Origin of the sequence: Acidaminococcus sp. CAG:542, assembly GCF_000437815.1 — a bacterium.
Taxonomy (GTDB): Bacteria; Bacillota; Negativicutes; order Acidaminococcales; family Acidaminococcaceae; genus Acidaminococcus.
The window spans coordinates 3,651-16,228 of the sequence record NZ_FR902103.1 but is presented as its reverse complement, the minus strand read 5'-3'; the positions used below and the strand labels follow the sequence as shown (position 1 = coordinate 16,228).

Sequence of the window (12,578 nt, the reverse complement as noted above, 5' to 3'; positions counted from 1 at the left end):
CCGGATTTCATACGTTTTCAGGAACCCGCCCTGCAGGTTTCCTCCCTAAGCTGCTGACTAGTGACTGGGGACTGCTCCTGCCCCTGGACCCCGGCAATATACCGTTCCAGGGCCTCCACATAGGCTTTCCCCAGGCGGCTGAGATGGGTCTGTTTGTGGGTCAGAAGGCCGATGTGCATGTCCCCTTCTTTCTGGAGGGGCACGGCGATGATGCTGGCCCCGTTCAGCTTCTGGTCGATGACCCCGCTGCACACGGTGTATCCGTTAAGGCCGATCAGCAGGTTGAACAGGGTGGCCCGGTCGGTGACCCGGATGTTCTTGCTGCGGACCACGGTGCTGAAGATCTCTTCGGAGAAATAGAAGGCGTTGTGGTCCCCCTGGATATAGGACAAATAGGGATAGGGGGCCAATTCTTCCATGGAGACGCTTTTCCGGCCTGCCAGGGGATGGGAGGCGTTCAGGAACACATGGGGCCGGGCCACGAACAGTTCCCGGAACACCAGGTCGTTGGCCTTGAAGATTTTCTGGAGGACGGCCTTGTTGAAATCGTTGTAGTACAGGATCCCGATTTCACTGCGCATATGGGCCACGTCGTCGATGATGGTGTAGGTCTGGGTCTCCTGGAGGCTGAAGTCGTAGGCGTCCCGGCCGTATTCCTTGATCAGGTCCACAAAGGCGTTCACCGCAAAGGAATAATGCTGGGTGGACACGGTAAATTCCTGCTTGCCTCCAGCCTGTTTCTTGTACCGGGATTCCAGGAGATCCGCCTGTTCCAGCACCTGCCGGGCATAGCCCAGGAAAATCTCCCCGTCCCTGGACAGATGGACCCCCTTGTTGGTCCGTTCGAAGATCTGGATGCCCATTTCCCGTTCCAGTTCCCGGACCATCTTGGTCAGGCTGGGCTGGGTGATGAACAGGGCTTTGGCCGCCCCGCTGAAGGTCCCTGCCTCAGCAATGGCCACAATATAGCGCAATTGTTGTAAAGTCATGGTTTTTCCTGCTTTCTTTCGATTTCTTCCGTCCGTATGGTTCTCATTATACCATAGCCCCTCAGAGATACGGGGCAATATCCTTTTTCCGCAGCAGCCACAGGGGGATCACCCCGCCCAGGGTGCCGGCTCCCACAAGGAGCAGCGGGGCCAGGAAGCCCTGCCACAGGGGAGTGCGGCTCATTTCCACCGCCGCCTGCTGGCCGATCCCGGCCGCCGCCAGAAGGCTCCCTCCATAGCCCAGGAGCCACCCCAGGGTGCTGCCCACAAGAAGCAGCAGGAACTGTTCCAGGAGCAGCAGGCCCTGGGTCTTCCGGAGGCTGGCCCCCAGAGCCCGGAGCAGGGCCCATTCTTCCAGCCGGGAAGTGCCGTCCCAGTACAGGGCCAAAAGGGTCACCAGGGTGGCGGCCCCCAGGAGCCCCAGGGAGATCATGGTCCAGAACTGCCGGCTCTGGCCCACCATGCCGTACAGGGCGATCAGGCTCTGGGCCGGGAACAGCAGCTGGGAGGGACTGTTCTTTTTCCGCTGCCAGGCGCTCAAAAGCTGCATGGCTTCCCCGTACCCTTTGGGCCGGACCAGGATGGCGGTCACGTCGCCTTTTTCTCCTGTATGGAGAGCGGCGGCGCCATGGCCGGCGTGAGCTTCCCAGATATCTTCCAAAGGCACCAGGATGGCCTTGTCATAAGGCCCATGGACAGGAGCCAGGATCCCCACCACCCGATAGGGATGGTTGTGGGCTTTTCCTTTGGCAATGAATCCATGGCTGGACTGGAACACATCCCCCACTTTTAGTCCTGTAAGCCGGGCAGTATCCGCCCCCAGCACCGCTTCTCCGGAGCCTTCAAAACCCCGGCCCTGAGCAGGCACCAGCCAGGGAGCTTTCTCCCCGGGGACCATATAGGAAAAAATAGCCGGTTCCGTGCCGCAGAGCCGGAACCCCCGGTAGCTGTCCCCAAAAGCCAGGGGCAGCACCTGAGTGGCCTTTCCGCTTTGCCGGAGAGTCTCCACTTCTCCATAGGGAATGTTTCCAATGGGCCGGTCCCGCAAGAACACCGTATTCAGCACCAGCTGGTAAGGGGATCCTTTGGCTCCGGCCAGGATGGGAAAGGGAGCCGCTGCCCGGTTCAGGCCCTGATACAGACCCCCGGCCAGCTGGATCACAAATACCGGCAGGGCACAGGCCACTGCTGTAAGAAGGATCAGCAGCCCATACCGGAGGGGCCGCCTGATAAGGGAAAGGACAGCCAGTTTCAGCATTTTTCTCCCTCCTTCCGCAGTTCCAGCTTCCGGGTGAACCGACGCTTGACCGCCGGATCATGGCTGGCACACAGAAGCATGCACCGGCTTTTGGCCTGGTACACCAGGAGCAGATCCAGGAGCCTCTCGCTGTTCCGTCCATCCAGGCTGGCCGTAGGTTCGTCCGCCAGCAGCAGCCGGGGCTCCCTGACAATGGCCCGGACAAACGCCGCCCGCTGCCGTTCCCCGCCGCTGAGCTGCCGGGGGAACCGTTTTTCGCAGTCCGGAAGCCCCACTTCCTGGAGAAGGTCCCGCAGCCGGACTTCTTCCAACTTTTTCCCGGCCATATAGGCACTGAGACGGATGTTTTCTCCAATGGTGAGAAAGGGCAGCAGTTTGGGTTCCTGGAACACATAGCCCAGGTTTTCTGCCCGCCATTTGGCCCGTTCCGGTTCGGAAAGGCCGGTAAGCTCCACCCCGTCCACCAGGATCTTTCCCCGGGTGGGGGTCAGAAGCCCGGCCAGACAATGGAACAGGGTGGTCTTGCCGCTGCCGGAAGGGCCTTCCACCCCCCAGGCTTCCCCATCTTTCATCTGGAAGGACGGCAGAGCAAGGCCCACCACGGTCTTCCCCTCCCCTTCCGGGTATTCACAGATCAGGTTTTCCACTTCCAGCATATTCCTTGCCTCCCGCGCAAAAAAGGAGGGGCCGGCCGGGTGGGCCGGGAGCCTCCTTTTCTTGGATCATTCTTCGGCTACGGAGTCTGCCGCAATCCGCAGCTGGCTCACAAAGCCTGTTTCTTCATCGGTTTCACTGCCGGTTTCCAGGGTCCCTGTAACGGTAATGGGGGTATCGTAGGGCAGGGCGGTCACCGGTTCCGACAGTTTCACCACCACAATGTTGTCCGGCCAGTCCGCGTCGGTGGAACAGAAGGGACACACCGACATGGGCACTTCCGTCAGCACGAAGAACCGGATGGTTGGCGTAAGAGGCGGGGCCATGTAGCCTGTCATGGTCACCGTGCTCCCCGCCAGGTTCTGGACCTTGTCGGAAAAGGTCAGGCCTTCGGAAGAGTAGCCGCTGTACAGCTCATCGAAGGACAGGCCCTCCGCTGCAGCCGGCAGTGCCAGGGACAATGTCAGTACAAGGGCCAGGAGGCCCCGCTTCAGCCAGGCCATGTTATTTCTTGTCCTGGGTCAGATGGACCTTGGTCTTGTTGCCGTCGATACCCAGAGCCCGGAGCATCCCGAAGAACACTTCCGTGTTGTCCATGGTGCCCTTGAAGTATTCGGACCCGGGTCCTCCTGCGTTCAGCAGGATATCATCGGCACTGTGGCATTCCTGAGGATCATCCTTGGGGGTGTTGGCCGGCATCAGTTCCGCCGGGTCTCCCGGATGGATACGGGCCGGGTTGGCTTTGGAGCTGGCCTTGGTCACCTGATGGAATTCCACCTTGTCCCCAATGGCGGACTGTTCCTGTTTGGTTTCCGTTACGGACAAGGCCGGCGGAGTGGGTCTCTTCATAAAGTGATAGTTTTCGTAGTATTCCGGATGGTTGGCATACTGGACCGCCAACGTTACGTCCGGATCCGGATTGTCAGGGAATCCGTCATGGTCGGCATCCTTAAAGGTGGGGAAGATGGAATTCTGGTATACCCGCACAGCTTCCGTGCCCTTCTTCCCATCCCGTTCATGATAGGTGCCGCTGATGGAAATCCCGTGAGCATGGTCGGCCAGCACAATGATCAGGGTGTCGTTGCCCCGTTTCTTGTTCCATTCTTCGGCATACTGGATGGCCTTGTCGAATTCAATGGTATCGTAAGCGGCCCGCTGCCAGTCCATCACATGGAGCTGCTTGTCGATGGAAGCTCCTTCGATCATGGCAAAGAAACCATTGGGGTTCCGGGACAGGATGTCCAGAGACTTTTTGGTCATGTCCATCAGGTTGGGCTGGTCGGTGAACCCTTTCAGCACCTGGGGATCCTTCAGCATTTCCCGGTCCAGATATACATTCATGGTCCCGGTGTGGAACAGTCCCAGCAGCGGTTTGTCATTGGGCGCCGCCTTCATTTCCGTGGAAGTCCCCACAAAGGTGTAGCCCAGATCCTTGAAATCCTGGATCACATTGTCGTTGTCCTTCCGTTTGGAACCCGGAGTGCTTTGGGGCAGATACCGGGCAGAGCCCCCGCCCATGATCACGTCAGGGCGGTGATACTGAGACAGATAGCTGGAAGCCAGCCAGTCCTGTCTGGCCCGGCGGCGGGTATGGCCGATCATGGCGGCGGGGGTGGCGTCGGTGGATTCTGCCTGAGTTACCACGCCTACGGACATGCCCCGGGTCCGTTTGACGATTTCGGAGATGTTTTCCACTTTGGGATCATCGAAAGGATCCTTGGTGGAGTCTTCATAGACACCCATGGCGTTCACCACGGATTTGTGGCCGGTGGCATAAGCGGAAGCGGAGTTGGCACTGTCAGTGACCAGGGAATCATAGCCGCTGGTGGTGATCACCGCATTGTGTTCCAGTTTTTCCATAGCCAAAAGGTCGTTGTATTTCCCATTGGTCATGCCCTTGGACAGGATCCGGGCGATTTCCCGGGCCTGGAGACTCATGCCGTCCCCTACGAACAGGATTACGTTCTTGGCCCGTTTGGGAGCCTTTTCGCTGACCACGGTGTAGCCGGCGGCGGAAACCCCTTTACCGGCCCCATCCTGAGCGGTGACTTTCACTTCATAAGCCCCGGTCTTGGGAAAGGTGACCTGGTCGGCCCGGTAGCTGGTCACCCCGTTGCCCAGATCTTTCTTCACCAGATTCCGGCCGAAGAATTTGTCTGCCGGCTGGCCATTGACAGTAATGGCCACATCCTTCAGCTGCTGGTCCCCTTTCACTTCCACATCGAAGTCAAATTTGGCCCCGGCCCAGAACTTGGCCTTGTCCACTGGCAGGATGCGGACTTCCGCCGCTTCCACAGAGGGCAGCAGGCCCAGGAAGGAACTTCCCAGCACTGCAGACAAGATCGCACGTTTCAGCCACTTTTTTTCCATGAATATGCCTCCTAAAAGATTTCCCTGCTGGTAGCTGCAGAGAAATGAAATGAACTGGTTTCTGCACAGCTATAACTATACGGAATCCATGTCATAATCCAGTCAACAGATTGTCAAATTTATGTCAAATTTTAGGGGCGTTGACCAGTGACAAACAAGGGGCTGTAAAAAAATGATTCTTCATTTTTTCACAGCCCCTTGTTCTTTAATCCATGGTAAATCCATTGTCCCCCTTCAAGAGGTTCTTCTTCATGTACAGCACCCAGTTGCCGATGTTGGTGCCGTGGTCGGCGGTCCGTTCCATGTATTTCAGGAGCAGCACGTAGTCCACGTAAGAGGCCACGTCATCAGGATCTTTCTTGATCTCGTCGGTGAGTCTGGGCAGCAGCCGTTCGAAATCCGCATCCACGATATCGTCCTTGTCCCCGATGTACCGGGCCTTTTCGTCGTCCCCTTCCAGGTAGCACCGGAAGCTTTCTTCCAGCAGGGACTGCATGTCCTCGTACATCTCTTTGAACCCTTGAGGAGGCTTCACCACCGGATTCCGCTCCAGGATCCGGGCAATGTACAGGGCCATGTCGGAGCAGTGGTCCGCAATCCGTTCCAGTTCGCTGAGCACCCGGAAGGTCCCCATCAGGCTCCGCCAGTCGGAAGCCACCGGAGACTGGAGCACCTGGACGGTCAGGTCCTTCCGCATGATTCCCCGGATCTGTTCGTCGAACTTGTCGTCCCCGTCCCGGACCATCCGGGCTTTGTCCAGGTCCTGGCTGAACAGGGCCGTCTTGGTCTCTTCCAGGGTCTTTTCCAGGCTGGTGATCAGCACCCGCACATCGTCCTGGATTTCCGCCAGGGTCTTTACATAGGCATCTCTCATAATGGCTCCTCTCTCAGCCGAACCGGCCGGTGATGTAAGATTCCGTCCGAGGTTCGGAAGGATTGGTGAACAGGGTTTCCGTATCGTTCATTTCCACCAGTTCTCCCAGGTAGAAGAAGGCGGTCTTGTCAGAAATACGGCTGGCCTGCTGCATGTTGTGGGTAACGATGACGATGGTGTAATCCTTTTTCAGTTCCAGAGCCAGGTCTTCGATTTTCTGGGTGGAAATAGGGTCCAGGGCGGAGGTGGGTTCGTCCATAAGGATCACCGAAGGCTGGGCAGCCAGGGTACGGGCGATGCACAGCCGCTGCTGCTGCCCGCCGGACAGGCCCAGGGCGCTTTTGTCCAGACGGTCCTTCAGTTCATCCCAGATGGCCGCCTGGCGCAGGCTCTTTTCCACGATCTCCGTCAGCTGGGCTTTGTTGGTGATGCCCTGGACACGGGGGCCGTAGGCCACGTTGTCAAAAATGCTCTTGGGGAAAGGAGAAGGCTGCTGGAACACCATGCCCACCCGGTACCGGAGGGCCAGAGGATCCACTTCCTTGAAAATATCCTTTCCTTCGAACAGGATCTTCCCTTCCACCCGGCAGCCGGATACCCAGTCGTTCATCCGGTTCAGGGTCTTCAGCAGGGTACTTTTGCCGCACCCGGAAGGCCCGATCAGGGCGGTGATTTCATTGCGCTTCACTTTCATATTGATATCCTTCAGGGCCTGGTGCTTCCCGTAGAACAGGTTCAGGTGCCGGATATCGAAGACCAGTGTTTCCGGAGAAACAGGTCCGTTTCCTTGCTCACTCATCGGCAGTTCCCTCCATCTTCTTTTCCAGTCTCCAGCTGATGTACCGGGCCAGTACGTTGAACAGCACCACCACCAGCATCAGGATGGCGGAAGTGACCCCGGCGATCTTGCCCGCATCCGGGCTCAGGGCTTCTGTCCGCATGACCCACACATGGAGGGCCAGGGTTTCCCCGGGACGGAAGGGGTTCAAAGGGCAGGTGGTGGAGCTAAAGTCCCAGTTGCCCCAATCGATGTCCGTGGACATCCCGGCGGTGAACATCAGCGCGGCGGCCTCCCCGAAGCCACGGCCCGCTGCCAGGATCAGGCCGGTCATGATCCGGGGCAGGCAGGCCGGCAGCAGCACGTTCCAGATGGTCTGCCATTTGGAAGCCCCCAGTCCCAGACTGCCCAGGGTGTATTCAGGGGGCAGGTCCTTCAGGGCGTTTTCCGTCACCGACACCATAAGGGGCAGGGTCAGGATGGAAACGGACAGGGCGCCGGCCATCAGGTTCCACTGGGAACCGGTCATGACGATGAACACCAGGTAGCCGAACAAGCCGACTACGATGGAAGGCAGGGAAGACAGGGTCTCCACCGCCATCCGCACCCAGTTGGTCAGTTTCCCGTCCTGGGCGTATTCCGCCAGGTAGATCCCGGCGGGAATGCCCCACAGGGCACTGATCACCAGGGCCAGGAACACCAGGTACAGGGTGTTGAAGAACATGTCCCGGAGGCTCAGCAGGATATCCGTGCTGAGGGCTCCCAGGCCCTGTCCCACCACATCCAGGATAAAGGCGAAGAGCAGGACTGCGGACCCGGCTGCGCCGGCGGTGAACAGCAGGCTCATGAACCGGTCCATGGTCTTTTTCTTGGCAATGTCTCCCATGGTCAGTCCTCCTCTTTCAGTTTCAGGGGATCTTTACCAAAGGTATGGATGATAAAGATCAGGATGAACGAAATCACAAACAGCAGCAGACCCAACGTCCACAGGGCTGCACTGTATTCCCCGCCTTCCATGGCACCTCCCATGTCGTTGGCGATCACCGTGGTCATGGTGGACGCCGGAAGGAACAGGGACGTGGGGAACCGTTTCATCTGGCCGATGACCATGGCCACGGCCAGGGCTTCCCCCAGGGCACGGGCCAGGCCCAGCACCACGCCGGTGAAGATGCCCCGCTGGGCAGCCGGGAGGATCACGTTCCGGATGGTTTCCCACCGGGTGGCTCCCAGACCGTAGGAAGCATCCCGCCAGCTCTTGGGTACCGCCAGCATGGCGTCAGCGGCCATGGTGGTGATCACCGGGAAGATCATCACCGCCAGCACCAGGGACGCGGCCAGTACCGAGAACCCGAAGGGCATGGGGAAGATTTTCCGGAGGAAGGGCACCAGTACGGTAAGGCCCACCCAGCCGTAAATAACAGAAGGGATCCCGGTGAACATTTCCACCACCGGGCGGATCAGCCGCTGTACCGCCGGAGACGCCATTTCCGACATGTAGATGGCCGCTGCCAGGCTCACCGGCAGGGCAAATACCAGAGACAGGAAGCAGGTGACCAGGGAGCCGCTGATGAACATGGCCGCCCCTACCTGGCCGCCGCCCTCCATGGTATCACTGGGTTTCCACTGGGCGGAAAACAGGAATTCCGTAATACTGTGGCCGAAATCCCAAAAGGTGCCGCTTCCCTTCACAAGAAGGAAAGCGGCCATCAGGAAAGGCAGCAGGGCCGCTGCAATGCCGCAGGCCGTGATTACAGTCTGTGACAAGGACTCTTTGCGGTGAACCTGTACCAGCTTTTGTGAACCCTTTTCATTAATCATGAGCGGTATCTTTAACCTGCATCTTGCTGCTCACACCATAACCCAGTTCTTCGATCCGTTTGCCGTAGTCGGCGGACAGGATGTAATCCAGGAAGGCCTTGACGGCAGCTTTCGGATTCTTGCTGGTGTAGATGTGTTCATACCCCCACACATTGTATTTGCCGGAGTAGGTGTTTTCCAGGGTGGGAGCCACACCGTCGATGGAGATGGTGGCTACGGTGTCATTCTTGGTCAGATAAGGCAGAGCCACATAACCGATGGCCCCTTTGTTCTGGGCTACGCTCTGTACCAGCAGGCCGGAGTTATCGGTTTCCAGAGATTTGTTGGAAGCTTCTTCCGCACCGCCCATGGCGTATTTGGCGAACAGGGCACGGGTACCGGAGGTCTTGGGCCGGGTTACCAGGGTAATGGGTTCATCCGGGCCGCCCACTTCTTTCCAGTTGGTGACTTTGGCGGTGAAGATGTCGGTAAGCTGCTGTTTGGTCAGGCTCTTGACTTTTTCTGCCACATCCTTGTTCACGATGGTGGCCACAGTCATGACGCAGATCTTGTGGTCTTCCAGTTTGTCAGCCTTGTCTTTGGGCAGTTTGGAAGCCGCCGGTACGTCAGAGTTCCCCATATCCACGGATCCGTCGGAAACCTGTTTCAGGCCCATGCCGGAACCGCCGGCGTTCAGGCTGATGCTCACTTCCTTATGCTGCTTTTTGAAGCTTTCGGCAGCATCCTTGACCAGAGGCAGCAGGGCGGAAGAACCGGACCCGGTGATGTTTCCGCTGACCGCAGCCGGCTTCTTGGTGTCAGCAGCCTTCTGGCCGCCGCACCCCAAAGCGCCCATGACCATCATCCCAGCCAGGACTGTCACAGCCAGTTTTTTCCATTTGTTTTTCAAAATCATCTTCATCGCTCCCTTACAGAAAATCCATGATGACAGTAGTATTGCTTTTGTCTATGGCTATAAGATACCAGAGCCATGTAAAAAGTAAGAGCAGGGTTTTGTAAAGAATTGTAAAAAAAAAAGACTGTTGCAAACGCAACAGTCTTTTGGGGTCGTGACCGGGCTGTTGCCCAAGCAACAGCCCCTTTACCTTCCCAACCTCATCTTGAAATCTTCATAGCCGAACCGTTTCAGCACCTTCACCGTCCCGTCCTCTTCCAGCACGTCGATATCCGGCAGGGGCATGCCGTTGAAGGTGTTGTTCTTGCAGGTGGTGTAGATGGCCATGTCTCCGAAGAGCAGCAGGTCCCCCACTTCCAGGTCCCCGTCGAAGCTGTAGTCTCCGGCCACGTCCCCGGACAGGCAGGTACCGCTGCCCAGCCGCCAGGTCACTGGCCGCTCTCCCGGTTCCCCGGCTCCGTAAAGAGGCGGCCGGTAAGGCATTTCCAGCACATCCGGCATATGGCAAGCGGCGCTGGTGTCCAATATGGCGATCTTCACATCCCCGTTTTCCACCACATCCAGCACCCGGGTGGCCAGGTACCCGGCGTTCAGGGCACAGGCTTCTCCCGGTTCCAGGTACACGGTAACGTCCCAGGCCTTCTGGGCCCGGCGGATGCATTCCTCCAGCAGGGGGATGTGGTACCCCGGCCGGGTGATGTGGTGGCCGCCCCCCATGTTCACCCATTTCATGTGGGGCAGCACATCCCCGAACTTTTCTTCCACAGCATCCAGGGTCTTTTTCAGGTCATCTGCATCCTGTTCGCACAGGGTGTGGAAGTGGATCCCGTCCAGAAGTTCCACCAGATCCGGAGTCATCCAGGCATCCCACTGGGCCCGGGTGGTGCCCATCCGGCTGCCGGGGGCACAGGGATCATAGATGGCATGGCCTTCCTGGGTGGAACATTCCGGATTGATCCGGAGCCCCACGCTTTTCCCGGCCTTTTTGGCCATGGGGCCCCAGGTCTTCAGCTGCCGGGGGGAATTGAACACAATATGGTCCGCCACCTGGCACACTTCTTCCATCTGGTCTTCCCGGTAGGCCCCGCAGAACACATGGACTTCCTTCCCGGGCATGGCTTCCCGGCCCAGTTTGGCCTCATAAAGGCCGCTGGCTTCGGTGCCGGCCAGGTAGGGCTCCAGCACCGGATACAGGTCGTAGTTGGAAAAAGCCTTCTGGGCCAGGAGGATCCGGCAGCCGGTCCGGTCCTGGACCCCTTTCAGGATCTCCCCGTTCCGGCGGAGGGCTGCCTTGTCCAGGATGTAACAGGGAGTGGTCAGCCCTCCGAAGGCGGCTTCCGGAGTCTTCCCCCGGAGCCCTGCAAAGGCGGGCCGCTCTTCCCGCACCTTGTTCCAGTCCATTATTTCACCAGAGCCGGATCATGGGATTCGCTCCGGGGCAGGCCGTGCTTGTCCAGGGCATCCAGGAAGGGATCCGGATCGAATTCTTCCACCGTGTGGACCCCGGGAGTGGTCCATTTCCCGGTAAGCAGCATCAGGGCGCCGCACATGGCCGGCACGCCGGTGGTGTAGCTGATGGCCTGGCTGCCCACTTCCCGGTAGCAGGCCTGATGGTCGCACACATTGTAGATGTAGTAGGTCTTTTCCTTCCCGTCTTTCTTCCCGGTGAAGATGCAGCCGATGTTGGTCTTGCCCTTGGTCCGGGGCCCCAGGCTGGCCGGATCCGGCAGCAGGGCCTTGAGGAATTTGATGGGAACGATTTCGTGGCCTTCAAAGTTGATGGGGGTGGTGGACAGCATGCCCACATCCTCCAGACAGCGCATATGATCCAGATAGCTCTGGCCGAAGGTCATGAAGAACCGGATCCGTTTCACCCCGGGAATATTCTTGGCCAGGCTTTCGATTTCTTCGTGGTGGAGCAGGTACATGTCCTTTTCTCCCACCTGGTCGAAGTTGTATTCCCGTTTGATGCTCATGGCCGGGATTTCCACCCAGTGGCCGTTTTCCCAGTAGCTGCCGGGAGCGGACACTTCCCGCAGGTTCACTTCCGGGTTGAAATTGGTGGCAAAGGCGTACCCGTGGTCCCCGCCATTGCAGTCCAGGATGTCGATGGTGTCGATGGTGTCGAATTCATGCTTCTGGGCATAGGCGCAGTAAGCCTGGGTCACCCCCGGATCGAAGCCGCAGCCCAGGAGGGCGGTCAGGCCGGCTTTTTCGAATTTTTCTTTGTAGGCCCATTGCCAGCTGTAGTCGAAGTAGGCGGAGAACCCTTCTTCCTTGCAGCGTTTTTCGTAGATGGCCCGCCATTTGGGATCGTCCGTGTCTTCCGGTTCGTAGTTGGCGGTATCCATATAGTTCACCCCGCAGGCCAGGCAGGCATCCATAATGGTCAGATCCTGATAAGGCAGGGCAATGTTCATCACCAGATCCGGCTGGTAGCTTTTGATCAGGGCGATCACCTGGTCCACCTGGTCCGCATCCACCTGGGCAGTGGTGACTTTGGTGGCGGTCTTCCCTTTCAGTTTTTCCGCCAGGGCATCGCATTTGGATTTGGTCCGGCTGGCAATGCACAGCTCGGTGAACACATCGCTGACCTGACAGCATTTCTGGATGGCTACGGAAGCAACTCCGCCGCAGCCGATAACAAGGACTCTGCTCATGATATTTTCCTCCTTGGAATATTGTGTCTAAGAGGTCTGCTGCACAAGCAGCAGACCTGAGTCGGAAGTCTGGAGTCGGAAGTCTGAAGCCCCAGGATAGGACCCGTCTTTATGGCCGGGTCCTCAGTAATTTGTAAAACCGGATCCGATTTACACATTCATAAATTTGCCTGCAAATTTATCCTTCGGCTCCAGACTCCAGACTTCAGACTTGAGCCGCTGTGCGGCTCTACAGCTGGTATGCTGCTTTTGCAGCATACCTTTACAACAGCGCCAGCAACA

The 12,578-nt window shown here is 58.2% G+C and carries 12 protein-coding genes; all 12 read right to left on the bottom strand.

All coding sequences use genetic code 11. From position 1 onward, the window contains the following. Window positions 1-17 precede the first annotated feature (17 nt). The 12 genes from QVO43_RS09085 to QVO43_RS09030 all read right to left on the bottom strand — a co-directional run bounded on the left by QVO43_RS09085 (window position 18) and on the right by QVO43_RS09030 (window position 12,296). Window positions 18-989 (bottom strand): LysR family transcriptional regulator, encoded by a 972-nt coding sequence (locus QVO43_RS09085; protein ID WP_022488203.1) that lies wholly within the window; start codon window positions 987-989, stop codon window positions 18-20. Between the two features lie 61 nt (window positions 990-1,050). Continuing rightward, on the bottom strand, window positions 1,051-2,247 hold the full coding sequence (locus QVO43_RS09080) for an ABC transporter permease (RefSeq protein WP_022488202.1): 1,197 nt from the start codon (window positions 2,245-2,247) through the stop codon (window positions 1,051-1,053). Next, a complete protein-coding gene (locus tag QVO43_RS09075) occupies window positions 2,241-2,903 on the bottom strand; it encodes an ABC transporter ATP-binding protein (protein WP_022488201.1) in 663 nt (220 codons plus the stop codon). The genes QVO43_RS09080 and QVO43_RS09075 overlap by 7 nt, the downstream gene beginning before the upstream one ends. 66 nt (window positions 2,904-2,969) lie before the next feature. Then, window positions 2,970-3,404, bottom strand: a complete 435-nt coding sequence (locus QVO43_RS09070) for a hypothetical protein (protein WP_022488200.1) — start codon at window positions 3,402-3,404, stop codon at window positions 2,970-2,972. Between the two features lies 1 nt (window position 3,405). Continuing rightward, the gene (locus QVO43_RS09065; protein ID WP_022488199.1) at window positions 3,406-5,271 is read right to left on the bottom strand and encodes an alkaline phosphatase; all 1,866 of its coding nucleotides are present in this window, start codon (window positions 5,269-5,271) and stop codon (window positions 3,406-3,408) included. A gap of 205 nt (window positions 5,272-5,476) precedes the next feature. Further along, on the bottom strand, window positions 5,477-6,145 hold the full coding sequence (gene phoU, locus QVO43_RS09060; RefSeq protein ID WP_022488198.1) for a phosphate signaling complex protein PhoU: 669 nt from the start codon (window positions 6,143-6,145) through the stop codon (window positions 5,477-5,479). A gap of 13 nt (window positions 6,146-6,158) precedes the next feature. After that, on the bottom strand, window positions 6,159-6,944 hold the full coding sequence (gene pstB / locus QVO43_RS09055; RefSeq protein WP_022488197.1) for a phosphate ABC transporter ATP-binding protein PstB: 786 nt from the start codon (window positions 6,942-6,944) through the stop codon (window positions 6,159-6,161). Beyond that, entirely contained in the window at window positions 6,937-7,809 is an 873-nt protein-coding gene (gene pstA, locus QVO43_RS09050) for a phosphate ABC transporter permease PstA (protein ID WP_022488196.1), read from the bottom strand. The genes pstB and pstA overlap by 8 nt, the downstream gene beginning before the upstream one ends. Window positions 7,810-7,811: 2 nt before the next feature. Further along, entirely contained in the window at window positions 7,812-8,687 is an 876-nt protein-coding gene (pstC, locus tag QVO43_RS09045; RefSeq protein WP_279126273.1) for a phosphate ABC transporter permease subunit PstC, read from the bottom strand. Between the two features lie 46 nt (window positions 8,688-8,733). Next, a complete protein-coding gene (locus QVO43_RS09040) occupies window positions 8,734-9,636 on the bottom strand; it encodes a phosphate ABC transporter substrate-binding protein (protein WP_022488194.1) in 903 nt (300 codons plus the stop codon). A 186-nt stretch (window positions 9,637-9,822) separates the two neighbouring features. Beyond that, a complete protein-coding gene (locus QVO43_RS09035) occupies window positions 9,823-11,037 on the bottom strand; it encodes a carboxynorspermidine decarboxylase (protein ID WP_022488193.1) in 1,215 nt (404 codons plus the stop codon). Continuing rightward, window positions 11,037-12,296 (bottom strand): saccharopine dehydrogenase family protein, encoded by a 1,260-nt coding sequence (locus QVO43_RS09030; protein ID WP_022488192.1) that lies wholly within the window; start codon window positions 12,294-12,296, stop codon window positions 11,037-11,039. The genes QVO43_RS09035 and QVO43_RS09030 overlap by 1 nt, the downstream gene beginning before the upstream one ends. Between the last annotated feature and the right edge of the window lie 282 nt (window positions 12,297-12,578).

Coding starts and splice junctions, on each gene's coding strand:
- QVO43_RS09035 (WP_022488193.1), bottom strand. CDS start 11,037: ATGGACTGGAACAAGGTGCGGGAAGAGCGGCCCGCCTTTGCAGGGCTC.
- QVO43_RS09040 (WP_022488194.1), bottom strand. CDS start 9,636: ATGATTTTGAAAAACAAATGGAAAAAACTGGCTGTGACAGTCCTGGCT.
- pstA (WP_022488196.1), bottom strand. CDS start 7,809: ATGGGAGACATTGCCAAGAAAAAGACCATGGACCGGTTCATGAGCCTG.
- QVO43_RS09085 (WP_022488203.1), bottom strand. CDS start 989: ATGACTTTACAACAATTGCGCTATATTGTGGCCATTGCTGAGGCAGGG.
- QVO43_RS09070 (WP_022488200.1), bottom strand. CDS start 3,404: ATGGCCTGGCTGAAGCGGGGCCTCCTGGCCCTTGTACTGACATTGTCC.
- QVO43_RS09030 (WP_022488192.1), bottom strand. CDS start 12,296: ATGAGCAGAGTCCTTGTTATCGGCTGCGGCGGAGTTGCTTCCGTAGCC.
- pstB (WP_022488197.1), bottom strand. CDS start 6,944: ATGAGTGAGCAAGGAAACGGACCTGTTTCTCCGGAAACACTGGTCTTC.
- QVO43_RS09075 (WP_022488201.1), bottom strand. CDS start 2,903: ATGCTGGAAGTGGAAAACCTGATCTGTGAATACCCGGAAGGGGAGGGG.
- QVO43_RS09065 (WP_022488199.1), bottom strand. CDS start 5,271: ATGGAAAAAAAGTGGCTGAAACGTGCGATCTTGTCTGCAGTGCTGGGA.
- phoU (WP_022488198.1), bottom strand. CDS start 6,145: ATGAGAGATGCCTATGTAAAGACCCTGGCGGAAATCCAGGACGATGTG.
- QVO43_RS09080 (WP_022488202.1), bottom strand. CDS start 2,247: ATGCTGAAACTGGCTGTCCTTTCCCTTATCAGGCGGCCCCTCCGGTAT.